The following is an 18,465-nucleotide window of genomic DNA, read 5'->3' on the forward strand; positions in this document are numbered from 1 at the left end:
AACTACAAAGCCGCTTGGTATGGGCGCACCGTGGTTCAGATTGACCAATGGAAGCCCAGTTCTAAAACCTGTTCCTGCTGTGGTTTCAAACTCGATATTTTGCCGCTGTCGGTACGTGCTTGGGATTGCCCACAATGCCATACCCATCATCACCGTGACCAGAATGCTGCAAAGAATATTAAAGCCGAGGGACTCTCGGTGTTAGCCTTTGGAGAGTGTGTCAGTGGGGCTGGGAAATGCTCAGCCTCCAACGCTCGATGAATGAGGAATCACCTGACTTTAGTCGGGGGAGAAGGTCAATTTACGGTCACTTCAAAGAACACTTCTCCCTGTGAACCCGGTTGAAGTTGCCCTACAAAGCTCCATTTTAGAGCTACTCCGGTGACGGTCGGTGTGCAAGTGCTTAGTTCAGGTGGTGTTGTGCCACACTGTTGACTAGCCCCTACTAATTGAGTGAAATCGGGCACACGGTCATAGATGATCAGTTCGTTTAGCTGGCCATTCCCTAGGTTCTCATAACTAATAGTATAGCGTAGGGTCTCTCCGGGTAAGGCGAGATTACCTTGGATATTACGTGTCATATTCCACACTGATTTGCTGAGTTTTAGCTTGCCTGCACCTGCAATGGGGCTGGTCGAGCCTGCATGGGTAAGGGTGACATCGCTGAGGGTTTGCTCCACCACAGCAGCTACTAGGCTGCCATCACCGTAGCTAAACTGGCTGGTGAGGTTCAAGGTATGCGCTGCCCCATCACTGGCATTGGCTGGGGCTAGGACTTTAGCGAGCAGGCAGACTGTTTCACCCGCTCTAACGGCGAGGCTACCTGAGAGCTGAGCTTCGCCACCCTCCAGTACTGCATTGCAATTGGTATCCACAAATAAGACGGCTCCCCAGTGCAGCTGATTGGGATCGGCGTCTTCTGCTAGGCTAAAACTCACCGAGCCATCAGCAGGTGTACTGAAACGATGTGGGTAGCTAGTTGTTGAACCGGGTAGAATCGTTTGGCTATGCTCAAGCGTGAACTGGGGTAGTTTCACATCCCCAAAATCTATGCCATTGACCGATGCTGTGTTGACGGTGACTGTCACACTGTTCGAGGTTGTGGACACATAGCCGTTCGGATCAGCAGCCACAGGTGGGCAAATACTGGGTTGTGGCAGGCTTGCTGTCGCGGCTTCATACACGAGGTAATTATCGGCAGCGGCTGATTGTACTGAGCTGAAGCGATAACTGCCATCGGCGGCTGTTTGGGTACTGCGGCAAGTATTGGCTGCCTTGTCGTAGAGAACCATCGTGATATTTTTGAGTCCGGTTTCATTGTTATTGACACCGTTGACATTGGCATCATGATAGACCTTACCTGCTATCGTAAAGCCACTAGGATTGAAAGTTAGCGCATAGTCTTCGGTTTCACCAGTGGTCACGGCGCTAGTGGCATCCAAGTCTGCGCTGTTTGACCAACGGAAGCGGGCATAGACGGTCGGAGTCACGGCGGTGACAGGTGGAGTGATACTAAATGTCAGTGTACCCGTGGCACTATTCAAATCACCAGCGGCATTGTCTTGCAGATTCAGCGCTACCTGTTCGATACTCTCAAAGCTTTGGTTGCCATTCCAGTCGATCCAGCCTTGCAAATAGCCTGCTGAACCCTTAACGGTCGCGCCAAGGTTAGTTGTTAGGCCAGGTGTTAACGTAGGCATAGTGACTCCATCTTCATCATTCACACCCGTGGTGTTGTCCCCTGTTGAATGGGCCGAAGGTTGGTCGCCAGTATCTGCATCAGGTTTGATGCTACCCAAATAGTAATCGGTGGTATCGGAGAGGGTTGCCATCGTGAGATTAGACACAGGTGTCAAGGTCGTGGGAGTTGAGCCACCACTGGCTGTCTTACGCAGATAATGGCCTTGGCTAGCGGGATAGCCGGTGGGAAGGTCACCGTAGTCAAAGTTAGACCAGACTCCAAAAGCAAGTGCTTGCTTGCCACCGGTTAGCATACTGACCATTACACTGGATACCTCTTTGGAAAAGCTTAGCAGTGTGCCGCCGCTAGCAGCGGGGATCTCGCTCATGAAAACGGTCTTGCCACCATTCGAAAACTGGGCATTGAGTGCGCCAGTGGCTTCAATGGGTTGCCACGCCATCCCATCCGTTGTCACGGTATGCGATTCATTGGCTGCCCCAGTATCTTCTGCATTGGCAGTGACGATATCAGTTGGTAGGCCTAGGCCATTTAGGGTGGTAGTAAAGGTTATGGTGTAGCTAGGGTCTGCCCCTGCATTAAGATTCGCTAGACCTAAAGGATTGAGTCCGCTATACAGATTATCCAGCTGATCGCCGGACTCAGACCCGGTGTTATAAGACGTGAGTGTTGCAGTGATGTTGGAGATTTGAGCATTGATTTGCAGACCATTGCCTAGTGTCCAGCTTTTTCTAACGATACTACCGGGATTGAATTGACTGACCGCTCCACATGACCAGTCGAGCCAGAAAATATCGTTAGGATAAATGCCAGAGCCTCCCGTGGCATAACCTGAGCCTGATCCACTGAATTCTGTTCCACAATTAATCAAGGCTGGTGAATTAACGGTGATGATATAATCCTCCACCTCACCATCGCTAGCAGTGTTGGCAAAATTGGCTGCGGTTAACGTATCGGTTGTCAGGCGGAAACGCGCAGTGGTGACTCCTGTTGCCATCACTGTGCCAAAATTAGCAAAGTTCAAAGGACCGGTTGCACCATTGTTGAAGGGTACGCTTGCAAATTCGTTAGTATCGAAGCTGTTATTGCCATTGAAATCTACCCAGGCATACAAGGTACCGGCGCCGCTGCCCGTTAGGTTGGCAGCGGGGATCGTATAACTGCTAGCGCCCACGCTGAGGGTTGGGAAAGTCGTGACACCATCATCATCACTACCATCCGCATCTGCGTTGGTACTTGGTAGCGCCGCTGGGTCATTGTCGATGTTTGTGCCTAGATACAGCGAAAGTGCCAAGGTATGGGTTGCCTCACCATAGCTGAGCTTAGCATCCGAGCGATCAGTAAAGGGGAAGTATTCTGTTGGGCAGAATACACCGTCATTGGTATCAGCCGGGTTCGCATACCCCACTAAAGACCAAGCACCGGTGGCGGTCTCGATATAATAAACTCGACCATTGTCATTACGGATAACCACCAGATTGCCCTTTGCGTCCGACATTTGCGCACCAAAATAGACGCTATTGTTAATGCCTGTATTAGCGATAAGGGTTGCAATCCCCGTACTAGGGTCTAGCCTGAACAATTTGCTATTGTTCGCTAAATAATAAAGCTGATGGTCGATGGGGTTGTAACCCATATCCCAGAAATTGGCAAAGCCTGTACTATTGCCCGTAATGGGTACCGTTGCCACCACAGTACGGGTATCCACATTGATGGTGAGCAAATTAGTATTACTGCGGATATATAAATAGCCGGATGGACCAAATACACCCGCTGCAGCTGGAGTGTGCACCCAAATCAGTGCCTTGACCGGTTGCATCAATCCTGATCAAATTTTGATTAGTGACATCAAAGCCATAAAGAAAATCATCACTCGCACGGTAGCCAAAGCCATTCACCTCTTTACCCACATTATTGGGTAGATTCTGAAGGGTATGGTTATTTAGGTCGACAATGGCTGTTCTCCCGTTAGTACCATACACTTGTAACAGTTCATTGCTACAGGTGAAGGGGGTACTACCTAAGGCTGCCCCCTTGAGACTCAGGCCTAGAATTAGCCCAATAATCCATATGAGTAGGCGTGCAAAGCGATGAGCAGATAACTGCTCTGCTTTCCTAGAAAAATGGGTTCGACGGTCTATTTTATGCTTACCTCAAAGAATAACTCCCCTTGAGCGCCCGGTTGAAGTTCTCCCGCTAATGCCCAAGCGAGTGCAATCAACCGCAAATGGCTACACGCAGAAGGTTTTAGCGTTCTGGAAAAAAATTGCATAATAAGCCCCATTCAAACAGCGGCTTGAAACTAGTGAGGGTTTCAAGCTGGCTTTTTATTATTTATTCATTCATGACAAGACGCTAACCTGACAAGGACTGAGGTAGGCGTTCACGCCTTTTGTCAAGCTCGTATCTATTTGTCGATCAGTATTGATTATTTAATATAAAAAATTAATTAGCCCATAAATTCAATATTGATTCTAGATATAAAAAGCTTGCTAGAGCCTGAGGCGGCTAATTTTTTTGTAACAAGAATTAATCAGTAGATGGCTAATCATCAATCATCCCTAAACAAAAAAGGCGCCGTAGCGCCTTTCTGTTTGCAGTTATTGAGACAGTCTAGTTATTCGACGATCACATCATAAAAGACCTCACCCTGCGACCCGGGTCGCAGCTGCCCCGTAAAACTCCACTCCAAGTCCTCGCCTGAGATGAAAGAGGTACAGGCAGAAAGTTCAGGTGGGGTCGTACCGCATTGCTGACTCGCCCCAACCAATTGGGTATAGGTGGGTACACGGTCATAGACGATCAATTCATCCAACTGGCCATCACCAATATTTTCATAAGCAGACGAAGGTAGTACCTGCGGCTAGGCCAGGCATACTCGCCCAATTTAAGGTGACCGTCCCGCCACTTGTGCCATTGGGTACGGCAACACTAGTAAACTCATCATTATCAAATGTGCCATTGCCATCCATATCTATCCAGCCATATAAAGTGGCTGCACTGCCCGTGGTGTTGGTCACTGTAGCGTTCACGGCGTAACTGGAAGCACCGGAAGTGAGTGTTGGGAATGATGTCACACCATCCTCATCATCCGTATTATTGGTATCGTCACCTTTCGCATCGGAGGAGGCGAGTGACCCGGCATCGGCATCCAGCAGACTCCCCAACTGAAGGCCGTTGAGGATAACATGGTTGGTGTCGCCGTAGCTGGCGGGTGCATCACTGTAGTCCCGTTGTACCGGCGGCACATCCCGGTAATCCACATCGCCGCCGGTACTGACATCGCCGTCCGCATCGGTAAAGTTATCAGTCTGTGTATTGTCGTAGTTACCATTAACATCCACAAAGCTATCCCCGTTATCTCGGGTATTGTCCAAACCATTGATGCCCACCGCACCATCCGTCCGACCATCATTATTCGCATCAGTCAAGCCTGCACCGGATTCCACAATATCTTTCAGGCCATCATTATCTGAGTCGAGATCTAGGTAATCAGGCTCATCCAGTCCATCTTTATTCATGGGAGTCAAACCACCGACATAGTTGAGGTCTACTCCCTCACTATTGACCGTACCCGCTGGCGCAATATAACCCCTGGTACTTTGTGCCTCGATATTATCGGGGATGCCATCATTATCGCTATCGAGATCTTCGGCGTTGGGAATGCCGTCGCTATCGGTGTCTTCGCACACGATACAACCTGCAATACAGTAATTAATGCTGTACGTACCCGATCCCGTAGCGATAAACCGTAATCTCAGGGAATTGACGCTCGGATTACGGATCGACCAATGATACAAACCATTACCTGAACCATTGAACTGGGGATAGGTAATAGTCGAAACAGGAGTGTAGGTACCCGCCACTCGCTCCTGGAATTCAATATTGATAGTGCCAATAAAACTTGAGGTGCTGCTCACATCCGTGAAACGGATAATATCATCGGTTGTGGCGGGAGCACCTGAACAGGAAATACCGAAGGAACTGGATGCAGAGCTAGTACCACCGCTGGAGCTACCGTTCTGGGTGCGACAACTGGAACCGGAGACGGTCGCAGCTCCACCGGTACATTCATACACATCTAGGATACCGTCGTTATCGTCATCCAGATCGCTGCTGTCAATCACGCCATCGTTGTCAATATCCGCTGCAAAGGCCACCCCGCCAATGCCAATTGCGAAGTATAAGCTAAGCGCTAAGATCAGCGGGCGCAGCGAATGGCAAACGGAGGTTTCCGACTTTCTGAAAAAAAATTGCATAACTGGATCTCGTTAAGGCAACAGTCTACAACTAGCCATCAGGATGCTATGGGTCGTCGAAGGACTTCAAACCCGCCTTGTTTTATTTTTATTCATTTCATGACCGTCGCTTCAGACTGCTCAATCTGAAAAAACTTGGCCTGAGTGAGAAATTTTTTATCAGTTTATAGATCTTATCAAAACTAAGCTAGTAATAAATTTAATTAATTTGCTAATAAATTAAACATTGATTTTACCTACAAAAATAAGCCTGTCAAGTAATCTTAGTAAATTACTCAGGTTTGAAGGATTCTCGGATAGAATGGAGCAAGCGTCACACACTTTTGGAGATCTTAGTGTGGGTGGTCTAGGGTATACGCCTACCAGCGCACATCCTCATAAATATCATCTAGACACAGTCCCACCCGATAGCTGTTTGCTCCTTGTCTGCACTCCACCAGCATTACATCAGGATAATAAAATCGCTCCCCCTGCTCGATGCGTAGTTTCATGTCATTGGGGAATGCATACTCTACAGCCGCTTAACCTTTCCTTTGGTAGGATTTATTGGGAAAAATCAAATTTCCTGACCTAAACTCACATAAAACCAATAAATCGAACGGTTAGCCTAAAACAGTTGGCCTAAATTTGCGTGGAGTTTATGTGTGGACTATCAGCTTTCTGCTGAAACGGAACAAATTAGCTTTAAGCCTAGCTTAAAATTTTTACTGATTGAGAGTAAATCACCAGTACGCTTAGATCTTGAACTCACTCTCCGTAAACGCTTTCCGAATGCGCTGATTGAACGCTTATTCCCTGAGGGGCTGGCTGCACTAGCGGCAACTCTCAATTGGCAGAAATATGATTTAGTGATTATCGCCACCGAAGTCATTGAGCCGGATTTGGCTTGGTTGCAGAGTATTCAACGCACACGGGCGGGTTTGCCGCTGGTGATTGTCCTGACTGAGGATGAGAGCTTAGGGTTTGAAGTGGTGTGGGCAGGGGCTGATCTTGCTTTACCTTTACAGGCTTCACCTCAGCAACTAGCCATCTGCTTAGATAATTTGTTAGAAGTGAGTCGCGCCTTAAAACGTTATCCACTCCATTTACCTCAATGGCATTTTCAAGAGCTACTGCATAATAGTGATAATTCGATTATTTTTTTAGCTGAAAACCGCCATCACCAGCTCGCGGTAATTAAGCGTTTTAAGTTTGATGTCAGTGGTGTGGGCAATCAGGCTTTTGCGAGTTTTTTGCAAGATGCTAAATTACTCACCGCATTGCAACACCCCGGTTTAGTGCATTTGTTGGATGTGGGCGTATCCTGTAATGCAGTCGTCATTATCATGGAGTATGTGCAAGGGCAAACTTTACGTGCATTGCTGACTCAACACAGTGAGCTAACTTTAGCCACTATCTTGGCTTGGTTTAAGCAAATTACTGAAGCGCTTGGGGTGATCCATGCGTTAGGTTTATTGCATCGTGATCTGAAAGCTTCGAATATTGTGATGCGCGCTGATACGACCCCTGTCCTCTTAGACTATGGTATTGAAAGTAGCGTGATGCTCAGTAGTGGCTTTTTGCAAGAGGATCAAATCTATTGCACGCCCTTTTATGTCAGCCCCGAACGTGTGATCGGTGAACCCGCGACGATTCAATCCGATTTGTATGCCCTAGGTATCTTGTTGTATGAAATGCTAGTGGGTGAAAAACCCTATACTGGCTCTAATTTAGGCGAAATACTACAAAAACAGCTTTTTGATCCGCTGCCTCAATTACCTACCGCTTTAGCAGGCTATCAACCTTTGCTGAATACTTTATTGGCTAAATTGCCTGAGCAACGTCCAACCTCAGCTGAGACGGTCTTGGCTTGGTTAGCCGAGCATCCAGTTTAATAGGTTACTTGCTTGGTTGATAAGTCTTATCAATTAATTCAAATATTTATTTTATCGAAAGCTATTTTTTGTTATAGTGTAGAGAAGGGCTAGCTAAACCTGCTGATTAGTTAATTTATAAAAAATCAATATGATACGTTTTCTTGTTGTCTTTATGCTCGCTCAGGCGGGACTGTTTGGTTTAGAAATGTTGCAGCCTGTGCAACAACAACTGATTTTGCCTTGGACTGCCTTACTAGCGGATCTTAGCGGTTGGTTTATGTCACTTTTTGATAGCCAAGTGCTCGCATCGGGTAAGGTGATTCGTCATAGTTCAACGGGCTTCGCCGTTTCGATTGAGCCGGGCTGTAATGGGGTCGAGGCGATGATTGTCTTATTGGCCGCGATTGGTGCTTTTCCTGCTCCTTGGTTGTATAAGCTCAAAGGTTTACTCTGGGGGTTTGTAGCGATTCAAGGTCTGAATTTATTACGGATTATGAGTCTGTTCTATTTAGGTCAATGGAGTCGTGAGCTATTTGATTGGGCTCATTTATATATTTGGCAAGCCTTAATCATGCTGGATGCTTTGGTGGTCTTTCTCATTTGGATTCGCTATTTACCCACCGAGGATTCAAGGCTTGATTCAACCAAGGATTCAGACCTAAAGGAGCAAGCTGCATGAAGCATCGCCCTATTCAAAGGTTTATGCTGGGTGTCTTGGTGTTTCTACCCATCAGCTTTGCGCTTTGGTATTTAGCCGCACTTGTACATTTAGCACCACTGACTTGGGTCACTGAGCAATTATTGCAATGGACGTTTCCACAAGCAGTGTTATGGCTAAAGCTGGATGGTAGTACTTTAGTGCTAGCGTCTAATTTCAGCACAAATCCCTCAGGTGTGATTGTCTCACCGCCTGTTTCTGATGATTTAATGGGTTTTCATCTAAATCCCTTAATTTATACCTATAGCCTACCTCTGCTCATGGCTTTAATTCTGGCCACTCCGGCCACCAATAAATGGCAGCAATTAGGCTGGGGTGGTTTGCTATGGTTGCCGATTGCAGGTTTTAGTATGTTTTTTAGTGTACTGAAAGTATTAAGTTTTGATGTGGGCTTAGCTTTTCAGCAGCAACAAGCTTTAAGTCCGTGGATGCTAGAGATGATTGCTTTGGCTTATCAAATGGGCACCTTAATTTTACCGATGATCGCTCCGCTCGTGATTTGGATGGCCTTAAATCGAAAGTTTTTGCTAACGCTAGCGCCACAATTGCAGCGCATTTTGGCGTATTAACAGGTTGTGCTAGAGAGGTTCAGGGCTGCGATTGCGTTTCCAGTTTTGTAAATCAACAACTTTATCGCTGTCATCCCGTGTTTCACGTTCACCGATCGCACTTCGATGCGCATTACCCAACAGTACAGACGGATTTCCTTCTAAAAATTCACGCATCAAGCGTAGTTTTAGGCTGTTCGGAAAACGGCTGGCGGTTTCTCGATTTTCTAAAGCCTCGGATTCTTCTTCAGTCAGCGAATTGACTAAGGCTTTCCAGCGTTGATCCAGAATCTCTTTTAGTGGCTGGCTATTGCCTTCGAGCTGGGTCTGGATGTCCTCAGGTAAGGACTCGAGATAAGCATCCAGATTTTCAAACGCTTCCTCATGTTGGGCTTCATCAAGGGTATCTAACAAATCTTGCAGCCATTGCTTTTCAGCTTCTAAAGCAAAATGGTCATGTTGATGTGTAGGCCGACCATTTTTGATCATTTCATTAGCTTGGCCATATTTTTGCCAAAGCATGTTTAAGCGAGGCGCATAAGTGGCTAATTCGCGCAATGGGTTTTTTAAATCTGGCTTATCTTCTGGTAAGGAGAAGATAGTTGGGGCAAGGTGTTGGCCGAGCTGACTGGCTTGATATAAAGCACTCGCGTATTGAAAAGCATCAAAAGAAAAGGTGATGATATTTTCTTCATACTCTTCCGCTTCTTCTTCAAGTTCTATATTGAGGAAGGGTTCATAATGTTCATACACTAGATCCCACAAGACGCTCCCCTCTCGGTGGCGCACAAAAATAGCGGATTCAATTTGAAAGCGGGGATTATCCGGTGAAGCAGTCACCATCCAGTAATCGCCTGTCGTTTGGGCGCTAGCGATCAGCAGACCGATATCAATAAACTCCATCGGTACATTGAAAATTTGTGCTGGACTACTGTAATTATCTTGAACGCTTAAGTAGCTACTGGCTAATCCACCTTCCAGCACCAAAGTAATAGAAAGGCTTTGATCCATCAGCTGAGTATATCAGGTTTGCTGCAGAGACTGGCTGGATTTTGTAAGCAGCTTATCGGCTGCGAAGTTTCTTTCGTAGTCGCTGATGAGCAAAATAGTCTATGCTTGAGACCTGATGAGGCAAGCAAATCCCTGCGCTTATCGCTAACTGATAGCTGAGTGGTTAATTAATAAGGATTTTTGATGGTTAAGTGGATTATCAGTCGTGTCACTGATCTCTTAATTGCACTGTTAGTCATGACTGTGATTTTGGTGGGGGTTTTGACCCAGCCAGTGTTGAATTGGTCACAAGCTAATGAACAACAATTACCGCTTGAGCGGAGTGCTTTGGAGCAAGAGTTACGGGCTTTATTAGCGATCCCTGTCACTTATGATACAAGCTCACGGTTTGAAGGCACGGCTCAAGAGTTGGCTAACCGTTTGTCAGCCATTGGCTCACTTGAGCAAAATGATCGTAGCGATGGCCAAAAAGTCTTACGTTTAAGAGTCGGCAATCCAGCAGCGAAAAAGCTTTATGTAGTGTTGCATTATGTGGTGACTGAAAAGCCCATTTTAGAAGTGGCTGAAACAACTCTAAGTCTGATCGAATTAGCTAAGGCGGTTAGTAAAGAAGAGGATGCCACGGCTCTACAGCTCAATTTAACCATTTTCTTACATCCAGTTGATGGTTTAGAAACGAGCTTAAACCAAGTCAGCCTTGCCCATGCCGAACAATTGCTACAGGCGAAAGCGACTGCGGATGATCCGGTATTAGTGTTTATGCCCGGCCTGCGTTTGCCTGAGGCGGCTTATATTTCTAAGCAATGGCGCTACTTTAGTTTATTAATGCCGGGTGGAGGGAATAATTTAGCTATTTTTGGTCGCTTTAACGATATAGTTTTATTGCGGCATTTTAAGAAAGCTTTATTTAAAGCAGGGTTAAATGATTTAAGTTCTATTAGTATTCCAGTCAACTTTCCAAATACGAAACCCTCTCCTCTAAAAGCCTATTGGGATAATCACTTAGCCGCGATGCTCTTGCGACCGAATATTCTATTGAAAGATAAGAATTATGAAGGGCATGTGCGATTCATTTCAGCATTCTATACTTTGGTTAAGCAGGGTTATTAAGGAAACTTCTAAAAGCCTAACGTCTTGCAGTAATTAGCCTTGATCTGTCGGCATTTTGTTAAAAAATGCTGTTATCGTCGCTGAAATTTGCTCAACCTATCCCTGAAGAAATCCGCATCACCTTGCAGGAGATGTATATGAATCACCCCACGTTCCGTTGCCGTCAACGCGCCATTAGCAAACTTCCCCCCAGTGATCTGCGACACTGTACCCCCCACGACGGCCGCCACCATCGTCCGCCCCACCATCGCACCAAAGCCACCAGTGCTGGGTGCTCCAAAGGCTTGTATACCACCCGCTAAATGCCCAAAGAAGCCACTCCCAAACTTGCCCCCTTGCAAGACCGAGACCACCCCTTGGGCTACACCGTGAGCAAGATAAGCACCGACTTGGTTGCCCACTAGTTGTCTCGCAAAGTACGTACTGGCCTTTTTAGGATGGTGACCTCATTCTATTGAAAACTGTTCTATCTCTATGGGTAAAATTACTCTCTCTTTTGGGTAGCAGTAGGCTCGTAATCACTTAAGCTACACTGCATAAATGGCAAGACTATTTATTTCTGCAGCGCATAAATCTTCTGGCAAAACTACGTTGTCGATTGGCCTATGCGCAGCTTGGCAGCAACAAGGTTGGCAAGTTCAGCCCTTCAAAAAAGGCCCCGATTATATTGATCCTTTATGGCTAACAGCGGCGAGTCAGCGTCATTGCCATAACCTAGATTTCAATACCTCTAGCGAGCACGAGTTGCTTCATTGTGTTCAACAGTATGGACATACGGCAGACTTAAGCTTAATTGAAGCCAATAAAGGGCTTTATGATGGTCTATCCTTGGATGGCTCAGATAGTAATGCAGCCTTAGCTAAGCTCCTGCAAGCCCCTGTTATTTTAGTCATTGATACCCGTGGTATGACACGGGGGATTGTACCTCTACTCTTGGGGCATGTGGCTTTTGATCGGGAAGTGAAGATTGCCGGGGTGATTTTCAATCGGGTCGGTGGCAGTCGGCATGCGACAAAACTACGCCAAGCCGTCGAACATTTTACCGATCTTGCGGTTTTAGGTGTGGTACAGGAATCTGCCGAACTACAGATCGAAGAGCGCCATTTAGGGTTAATGCCCAGTAACGAGCGCTTAGATGCTGAGCAACAGATTGCCAGAATGCGTGCTCTAGTCACCGATCAAGTTGATCTCGCTCAACTTATCTCGATTGCACAACAAGCACCCCAGTTACCAACAAGGATTCAGCCACCTTTATTTAAGAATAGCTTGCACAGCAGCACTAAGCTACGGATTGGTATCTGCCAAGATGCGGCCTTTGGTTTCTACTATCCGGGTGATTTAGAGGCTTTACAGCAAGCGGGTGCTGAGCTGATTACCATTAATACTTTACAGGATACCCAGTTACCCGACTTAGATGGCCTCTTCATCGGTGGTGGGTTTCCTGAAACACAGATGCAGCAACTAGCCGCGAATCGTAGTATGCGTCTATCTATCCGTGCAGCGATTGAGGCGGGTTTGCCAACTTATGCGGAATGCGGTGGTCTAATGTATTTAGCACGCAGCCTACAGTGGAATAATCAGCACGCTGAGATGGTAGGCATTATTCCGGGTGATGCAGTCATGTATCCAAAACCACAAGGTCGCGGTTATGTGCAATTAGAAGAAACCGCCGCCATGCTTTGGCCTAACAACGGGGTAGGATCTGAATTAGTGCAAGCCCATGAGTTTCATTATTCGCGTCTCGAAAATTTAACAGTGACAGGCCAAGGGCAGTATGCGTATAAAGTAAAGCGTGGTCAGGGGATTGATGGTGAACATGATGGTTGGGTGTATAAAAATCTGCTAGCTTCGTATACTCATTTGCGTCATACCCATCGCTATCCTTGGGCACAGCGTTTTATGGAGTTTGTGCGTAAGCAGGCTAACCAGAGGAAACAAGCCGCATGATGACGATTACCCCAGAGGCAATCACCCAAATTCAAATTTCAGCGCAGCAGTCGCAAGCACAAGGTTTGCCGTTGCGGATTGCAGCTGAGCGCAAAGCCGATGGACATTTTCACTATCAAATGGGCTTTGATGATGCTCAGCAAGTGGGCGATGTCTTGCTTGAGCTTGACGAGGTGAGTGTGATTATTGATGCCGACTCAGCACCGTTATTACAAGGTGCTTGGTTAGATTTTGTGGATATCGAGGGGCAGATGGAGTTTGTCTTTATGAATCCAAATGACCCACATTATCGCCCCCCACAGGCCTAGTTAGTATGGGCAGCACCGTCGTCGAAAGCCCTAAGTCTGAATCCGTCTTTGAGCCGACTACTGGGGTTCGCCCTGTTGGTTTGCGTGCACAGTCTTTAAATAAGCAAGCGGCTAGTAATAAACCGGTTATTGCCTTTCCCTTACGTGCTCGGGTAGCCTTAAGCTTATTACTCATGTGGTTTATCGGGATTGGTGCTTTGTATTTTTGGGTAGTGCACACCGATGCCCAAGAGCCGTGGATTCCACCCGTGATGACCGTTTTATGGTTTATTGCGGGTGTTGGCGTGCTCACGCTCTTATATTGGATGTGGTCGGAATTCGTATTGTTTGGTACGGATCTCTCCAATTGGGCAAGAGAATTACGCAAAGGCAATTTAACCGTCCGTATGCCAACCTCACGTAGAGGTTGCCCCTCGATTCGTATTCGAGAGCAAATCAATGCCATTACCGATGATTATCAAGCGGTTTCGCGGATGCAGCAGCAGCGTCTTAACCGTCAAGAGCAGTTTCTTGCCCAAAAAAATCATCACCTCAGTGTCCTATATGAAGTAGCCGCTAATGTTAATCGCTCGAATACCTTAGATGATTTGCTCAAGGGGTTTTTAACCACTCTGCAAGAGGTGTTTAAAGCCGAAGCCGTTGCGGTACGTTTATTAGATGCCGAAGGGCAAATGAAGCTGGTCGGGTATGTTGGCTTAGATAATCATATTGCTCGTTTAGAATCTAGTTTGCCTCACCCTGATTGTTTATGTGGGTGGGCCGCTAGTGAGCAAGTCATTATCGCGCGGGAAGATTTACGGCAATGCGGCTTGATTATCGGTCGTCCTATGTTTAAACAGGAACGGCAGATCGAGATGCTTGCGATTCCCCTTAGTTATCGGGAGAAAGTACTCGGTGTGTATAATCTATTTGTTTCCCGTGATCAATTTGTCCGCCTTGAAGAAGAGCATGAGCTGCTAACGAGTATTGGTCAGCATTTAGGCATGGCGATTGAAAAGGCCAGCGTTGAAGAAGATGCGCGCATGCTTTCTATCATGGAAGAGCGGACACGTATGGCGCATGAGCTACATGATTCTTTGGCTCAAACCTTAGCGAGCTTACGTTTTAAAATCCGTTTATTTGATGATTCCTTGCAGCGTGGCGACCAAAAGATTATCTGGCAAGAGCTAGAAGGTCTAGAGAAAAATATTGATGAAGCCTATGCTGAATTACGTAGCCTAATCACGCATTTTCGAGCACCCATTGACGGGAAAGGCGTGGTGCGTGCTGTTGAAAAGCTCACTGACCGCTTCAAGCTAGAGACTAATTTTGATGTATTTTTCTATCATAATTGGAATTTACAGGATTTAGATCGTGATGTTGAGGTGGAAGTGATCCGCATTGTACAGGAGGCCTTGGCTAATGTGCGTAAGCACAGTAAAGCCAGCACAGTGCGGATACTGATGTATAGCTCTGAAGAAGGGCGTTGTAGTATTTTGGTAGAAGATGATGGTATTGGCTTACCTGAGCCTTTACCTGCACCGAATCCCACCACCGGTGAGCATATTGGCATGCAAATTATGCAAGAGCGTGCAGAGAAAATTGGTGGTGAAATCCAGTTTGAAAGCGACCCAGATGAGGGTGGAACTTTAATGCAACTCAGCTTTACTGCTCCGCCTGTGCGCCAGCTTTCTGAATTAGTGGGGAAGCAAGCACATGCGAATTGAATCAATCTGCAAAGAGGGACTGAATATGAATGAAAAAATACTGCTGATTGATGATCACACTTTATTTCGTGCGGGTCTGCAGGATTTATTAGTACGCCGTGAAATTAATGTGATCGCCGCTGTGGGTAGTGGTGAAGAAGGTATCCGTAAAGTCGCCGAACTGAATCCAGATATTGTATTGCTGGATATGCGGATGCCGAATATGGATGGTTTGGCGGTATTACGCCAGTTACGCAAAAATCATCCGACCCTCAAAGTGATTATGCTCACGACGAGTACGAATGAAAACGATTTGGTTGAAGCCTTGCGTAGTGGTGCGCGTGGTTATTTATTAAAAGATATTGAACCGGATCAGTTGGTTATTGCTTTGCGTGATGTGTTAGCCGGCCATACCGCCGTTGCACCCGAACTCACTCCGGTGTTGGCTCGCTTTGTCCGTGGTGAAAATGGAGATTTAAACGAAGGCAAGTCAGATAATCCTTTTTCTGAACTGACTCCGCGTGAATATGAAATTTTAACCTTGCTGGCAGAAGGTCAAAGCAATAAAGTGATTGCGCGCAATCTAGGGATTTCTGATGGCACGGTAAAACTGCATGTAAAAGCGATCTTGCGTAAGCTGAATGTCAGTTCGCGGATTACCGCTGCTGTGATGGCGGTTGAACATGGGGTGCGCGCAAGTGCCTCAGATGGCAGCTAACTAAGGGCTTCGATGGCAAAAACCTATAAAAATCTAGTTGCGGAAGCGCTAAGCCAAATCCGTGAAATCTTTCCTTGGGATTTGCAAGATCAATTAGCTCAGCAACCGGACACTCTGGTCGTCGATATTCGTGAACCCAACGAAGTGGCGACAGGGACGATTGCCAAAGCTTTATTGATACCACGAGGTATTCTGGAAAGCGCTTGTGAATGGGGTTATTCCGATACAGTGCCTATTTTAGTTAACGCCCGCCAGCAACCAGTCGTTTTGGTCTGTCGCTCCGGTAATCGCAGCGCTTTAGCTGCATTGACCTTACAACAGCTTGGCTATGAGCAGGTCTATTCTCTCAAGACGGGGATTCGTGGTTGGAATGATTATGATCTGCCACTGGTGACACCCATCGGTGAACCAGTTGACGGCGAGTGGGCGGATCAATTACTCAATCCGCCAGTGCTTACGCAAGAGTCAGTTTAAATTCCACGCAGCAATTCGTTGATACCAACCTTACTACGGGTTTTGGCATCCACGCGCTTGACAATAACGGCACAATACAAACTGCATTTGCCATCGGCTGAAGGTAAATTACCTGAAACGACCACCGAACCGGCTGGAATCCGGCCATAAATGATTTCGTCGTTTTCACGATCATAAATACGAGTGCTCTGACCAATATAGACTCCCATTGAAATCACAGAGCCTTCTTCAACGATAACGCCTTCAACGACTTCTGAGCGTGCACCGATAAAGCAATTATCTTCAATAATAGTCGGAGCTGCTTGGAGTGGCTCTAATACACCACCAATGCCAACGCCGCCTGATAAATGCACATTTTTGCCGATTTGTGCACAAGAACCGACGGTAGCCCAAGTATCCACCATCGTGCCCGTATCGACATAAGCACCGATATTGACATAAGAGGGCATTAAGACAGTACCTGAAGCAATAAACGAGCCACGGCGGGCAATCGCCTGTGGGACGACTCGAATTCCACTCGCTGCAAATTCTTCGCTGCTCATATCAGCAAATTTAGACGGTACTTTGTCATAATATTGAGTACAGCCACCGGCCATCACTACATTGTCATTGATGCGGAAAGAGAGCAGGACGGCTTTCTTTAACCACTCATTGACCACCCATTGGCCTACGCCTTGGCGCTCAGCGACCCGTGCTTTACCGCTATTTAATAAGTCTAAGGTGGTGTTCACTGCATCCCGAGTGGCTGCATCCACATTTTTCGGGGTAATTTCGGCACGACGCTCAAACGCCGCTTCGATGCTAGCTTGTAAATCAGACATTGATCTCTCCAAAGCAATTCTTACAAATTTTCAATCACATGACGGATACGTTGTGCCGCCTCAATACACTCTGCTTGCGTAGCCACTAAAGCCATTCGCACTCGATTTTGCCCCGGATTACCGGCAGTGGTTGCTCGCGATAAATAGCTACCGGGAACAATATGCACATTCGCCCGTGCGACTAGGGTCTTGGTAAAGACCTGATCATCTATCGGGGTAGTCGGCCACAAATAAAAACCTGCATCCGGTTTTTTTACCGCCATAACGGGCGATAAAATTTCCAATACTGCCTCAAATTTCACACGGTATTGATCACGGTTAGTACGCACATGAGCCTCATCTTGCCAAGCAATAGCGCTCGCCGCTTGGAACGGTGGCGGCATGGCACAGCCATGATAAGTCCGATAGAGCAAAAACTTCGCTAAAATCTCGGCATCTCCCGCAATAAACCCAGAACGCATCCCCGGCACATTCGAGCGCTTCGACAAACTATGAAATACCACGCAATGCTTATAGCTGCTATTCCCCATTTGAGCAGCTGCTTGTAATAAACCTACGGGAGGCTTAGTTTCATCAAAATATAACTCGGAATAGCACTCATCGGAGGCAATCACAAAATTATACTGTTGGGCCAAATTAATCAGTTTTTGTAGCTGAGCAATCGACATGACTGCACCGGTCGGATTCCCGGGGGTGCAGATATATAAGATTTGGCAACGTTGCCAAAGCTCAGCCGGTACCGCATCGAAATCGGGGATAAAGCCATGCTCTTCTGTGCAATTTAAATAAACGGGTTCAGCTCCAGCGAGTAAGGCAGCCCCTTCATAAATCTGATAGAAGGGATTCGGCATCAGTATCGCTGGCTGATGCTGGCGATCAACCACGGCTTGTGCAAAGGCAAATAAGGCTTCCCGTGTGCCATTGACAGGTAGCACTTGTTGTTCAGGGTCTAACGAACCTAGCGGCAATTGAAAGCGCTGCGTGAGCCAAGTACTAATCACTTGGCGTAAATGTGTTTCACCCTTGGTCGCAGGATAAGTAGCCAAGCCTTGTAAATGCTCAATCACGGCTTGGTGAATGAAGTCTGGCGTAGGGTGTTTCGGCTCACCAATCGCTAATGAAACGGCAGGTTGGTTCGCTGGGATCACCTCTTTGAGAAGGTGACGGATTTTCTCGAAAGGATAAGGGTGGAGCTGATTTAAATCACTGTTCATGCGACTGACACGGGCAGGGGTTGGCTAAAACAAGAGATTATACAGGACAGGGCTATAAAAAAGAAAAGCCTCCATAGAGGCTTTCCATTGGCAGTCG

18 protein-coding genes are annotated in these 18,465 nt (G+C 46.8%); 10 read left to right on the forward strand and 8 right to left on the reverse strand.

What is annotated here, in order from left to right:
* A partial coding sequence (locus tag B5D50_RS14915) for a zinc ribbon domain-containing protein (protein ID WP_143594377.1) occupies window positions 1-261 on the forward strand: 261 nt, incomplete at its 5' end.
* A gap of 35 nt (window positions 262-296) precedes the next feature.
* Here B5D50_RS14915 and B5D50_RS14920 read toward each other — a convergent pair.
* The 4 genes from B5D50_RS14920 to B5D50_RS14930 all read right to left on the reverse strand — a co-directional run bounded on the left by B5D50_RS14920 (window position 297) and on the right by B5D50_RS14930 (window position 5,958).
* A complete protein-coding gene (locus B5D50_RS14920; protein ID WP_078923456.1) occupies window positions 297-3,518 on the reverse strand; it encodes a CshA/CshB family fibrillar adhesin-related protein in 3,222 nt (1,073 codons plus the stop codon).
* A complete protein-coding gene (locus B5D50_RS20865) occupies window positions 3,430-3,681 on the reverse strand; it encodes a DUF6923 family protein (RefSeq protein WP_407701254.1) in 252 nt (83 codons plus the stop codon). The genes B5D50_RS14920 and B5D50_RS20865 overlap by 89 nt, the downstream gene beginning before the upstream one ends.
* Before the next feature lie 635 nt (window positions 3,682-4,316).
* A complete protein-coding gene (locus B5D50_RS14925; protein WP_078923457.1) occupies window positions 4,317-4,514 on the reverse strand; it encodes a hypothetical protein in 198 nt (65 codons plus the stop codon).
* Window positions 4,515-4,533: 19 nt separating this feature from the next.
* Window positions 4,534-5,958, reverse strand: a complete 1,425-nt coding sequence (locus B5D50_RS14930; protein WP_078923458.1) for a hypothetical protein — start codon at window positions 5,956-5,958, stop codon at window positions 4,534-4,536.
* 644 nt (window positions 5,959-6,602) lie between these two features.
* On the opposite strand from B5D50_RS14930, the gene B5D50_RS14935 reads away from it, so the two are divergent.
* From B5D50_RS14935 to B5D50_RS14945, 3 genes are all read left to right on the forward strand, one after another.
* On the forward strand, window positions 6,603-7,832 hold the full coding sequence (locus tag B5D50_RS14935) for a serine/threonine-protein kinase (protein ID WP_078923459.1): 1,230 nt from the start codon (window positions 6,603-6,605) through the stop codon (window positions 7,830-7,832).
* 130 nt (window positions 7,833-7,962) lie between these two features.
* Window positions 7,963-8,493, forward strand: coding sequence for an exosortase H (gene xrtH / locus B5D50_RS14940; RefSeq protein ID WP_078923460.1), 531 nt, complete (start codon window positions 7,963-7,965; stop codon window positions 8,491-8,493).
* Complete coding sequence (locus B5D50_RS14945) at window positions 8,490-9,101, forward strand: exosortase H-associated membrane protein (protein WP_078923461.1); 612 nt, start codon at window positions 8,490-8,492, stop codon at window positions 9,099-9,101. The genes xrtH and B5D50_RS14945 overlap by 4 nt, the downstream gene beginning before the upstream one ends.
* A 9-nt stretch (window positions 9,102-9,110) precedes the next feature.
* Here the strand turns inward: B5D50_RS14945 and B5D50_RS14950 are convergent, their stop codons facing one another.
* Window positions 9,111-10,091, reverse strand: a complete 981-nt coding sequence (locus tag B5D50_RS14950) for a hypothetical protein (RefSeq protein WP_078923462.1) — start codon at window positions 10,089-10,091, stop codon at window positions 9,111-9,113.
* 183 nt (window positions 10,092-10,274) lie between these two features.
* Between B5D50_RS14950 and B5D50_RS14955 the strand changes: the two genes are divergently transcribed.
* Complete coding sequence (locus B5D50_RS14955) at window positions 10,275-11,201, forward strand: hypothetical protein (RefSeq protein WP_078923463.1); 927 nt, start codon at window positions 10,275-10,277, stop codon at window positions 11,199-11,201.
* Window positions 11,202-11,272: 71 nt separating this feature from the next.
* On the opposite strand, the gene B5D50_RS14960 is transcribed toward B5D50_RS14955, so the two are convergent.
* Complete coding sequence (locus B5D50_RS14960) at window positions 11,273-11,602, reverse strand: hypothetical protein (protein WP_078923464.1); 330 nt, start codon at window positions 11,600-11,602, stop codon at window positions 11,273-11,275.
* 139 nt (window positions 11,603-11,741) lie between these two features.
* On the opposite strand from B5D50_RS14960, the gene B5D50_RS14965 reads away from it, so the two are divergent.
* Genes B5D50_RS14965 through B5D50_RS14985 form a run of 5 tightly spaced genes read left to right on the forward strand, consistent with a single transcriptional unit; the run spans window position 11,742 to window position 16,333 of the window.
* The gene (locus B5D50_RS14965) at window positions 11,742-13,148 is read left to right on the forward strand and encodes a cobyrinic acid a,c-diamide synthase CobB (protein ID WP_078923465.1); all 1,407 of its coding nucleotides are present in this window, start codon (window positions 11,742-11,744) and stop codon (window positions 13,146-13,148) included.
* Window positions 13,145-13,456, forward strand: a complete 312-nt coding sequence (locus tag B5D50_RS14970) for a HesB/IscA family protein (protein ID WP_078923466.1) — start codon at window positions 13,145-13,147, stop codon at window positions 13,454-13,456. The genes B5D50_RS14965 and B5D50_RS14970 overlap by 4 nt, the downstream gene beginning before the upstream one ends.
* 5 nt (window positions 13,457-13,461) lie before the next feature.
* A complete protein-coding gene (locus tag B5D50_RS14975; protein ID WP_078923467.1) occupies window positions 13,462-15,162 on the forward strand; it encodes a histidine kinase in 1,701 nt (566 codons plus the stop codon).
* Window positions 15,163-15,187: 25 nt separating this feature from the next.
* Window positions 15,188-15,859: a response regulator gene (locus tag B5D50_RS14980; protein ID WP_078923468.1), complete on the forward strand. Its 672-nt coding sequence runs from the start codon at window positions 15,188-15,190 to the stop codon at window positions 15,857-15,859.
* A gap of 12 nt (window positions 15,860-15,871) precedes the next feature.
* On the forward strand, window positions 15,872-16,333 hold the full coding sequence (locus tag B5D50_RS14985; protein WP_078923469.1) for a rhodanese-like domain-containing protein: 462 nt from the start codon (window positions 15,872-15,874) through the stop codon (window positions 16,331-16,333).
* On the opposite strand, the gene dapD is transcribed toward B5D50_RS14985, so the two are convergent.
* The gene (dapD, locus tag B5D50_RS14990) at window positions 16,330-17,154 is read right to left on the reverse strand and encodes a 2,3,4,5-tetrahydropyridine-2,6-dicarboxylate N-succinyltransferase (RefSeq protein WP_078923470.1); all 825 of its coding nucleotides are present in this window, start codon (window positions 17,152-17,154) and stop codon (window positions 16,330-16,332) included. The two genes, B5D50_RS14985 and dapD, sit on opposite strands and share 4 nt — an antisense overlap.
* Before the next feature lie 20 nt (window positions 17,155-17,174).
* A complete protein-coding gene (gene dapC, locus B5D50_RS14995) occupies window positions 17,175-18,368 on the reverse strand; it encodes a succinyldiaminopimelate transaminase (RefSeq protein ID WP_078923471.1) in 1,194 nt (397 codons plus the stop codon).
* Between the last annotated feature and the right edge of the window lie 97 nt (window positions 18,369-18,465).

The sequence above is a fragment of the Thiothrix eikelboomii genome, from assembly GCF_900167255.1.
Lineage (GTDB): Bacteria > Pseudomonadota > Gammaproteobacteria > Thiotrichales > Thiotrichaceae > Thiolinea > Thiolinea eikelboomii.

Coding starts and splice junctions, on each gene's coding strand:
- B5D50_RS14920 (WP_078923456.1), bottom strand. CDS start 3,518: ATGCAACCGGTCAAGGCACTGATTTGGGTGCACACTCCAGCTGCAGCG.
- B5D50_RS14930 (WP_078923458.1), bottom strand. CDS start 5,958: ATGCAATTTTTTTTCAGAAAGTCGGAAACCTCCGTTTGCCATTCGCTG.
- xrtH (WP_078923460.1), top strand. CDS start 7,963: ATGATACGTTTTCTTGTTGTCTTTATGCTCGCTCAGGCGGGACTGTTT.
- B5D50_RS14945 (WP_078923461.1), top strand. CDS start 8,490: ATGAAGCATCGCCCTATTCAAAGGTTTATGCTGGGTGTCTTGGTGTTT.
- B5D50_RS14950 (WP_078923462.1), bottom strand. CDS start 10,091: ATGGATCAAAGCCTTTCTATTACTTTGGTGCTGGAAGGTGGATTAGCC.
- B5D50_RS14955 (WP_078923463.1), top strand. CDS start 10,275: ATGGTTAAGTGGATTATCAGTCGTGTCACTGATCTCTTAATTGCACTG.
- B5D50_RS14965 (WP_078923465.1), top strand. CDS start 11,742: ATGGCAAGACTATTTATTTCTGCAGCGCATAAATCTTCTGGCAAAACT.
- B5D50_RS14970 (WP_078923466.1), top strand. CDS start 13,145: ATGATGACGATTACCCCAGAGGCAATCACCCAAATTCAAATTTCAGCG.
- B5D50_RS14975 (WP_078923467.1), top strand. CDS start 13,462: ATGGGCAGCACCGTCGTCGAAAGCCCTAAGTCTGAATCCGTCTTTGAG.
- B5D50_RS14980 (WP_078923468.1), top strand. CDS start 15,188: ATGAATGAAAAAATACTGCTGATTGATGATCACACTTTATTTCGTGCG.
- B5D50_RS14985 (WP_078923469.1), top strand. CDS start 15,872: ATGGCAAAAACCTATAAAAATCTAGTTGCGGAAGCGCTAAGCCAAATC.
- dapD (WP_078923470.1), bottom strand. CDS start 17,154: ATGTCTGATTTACAAGCTAGCATCGAAGCGGCGTTTGAGCGTCGTGCC.
- dapC (WP_078923471.1), bottom strand. CDS start 18,368: ATGAACAGTGATTTAAATCAGCTCCACCCTTATCCTTTCGAGAAAATC.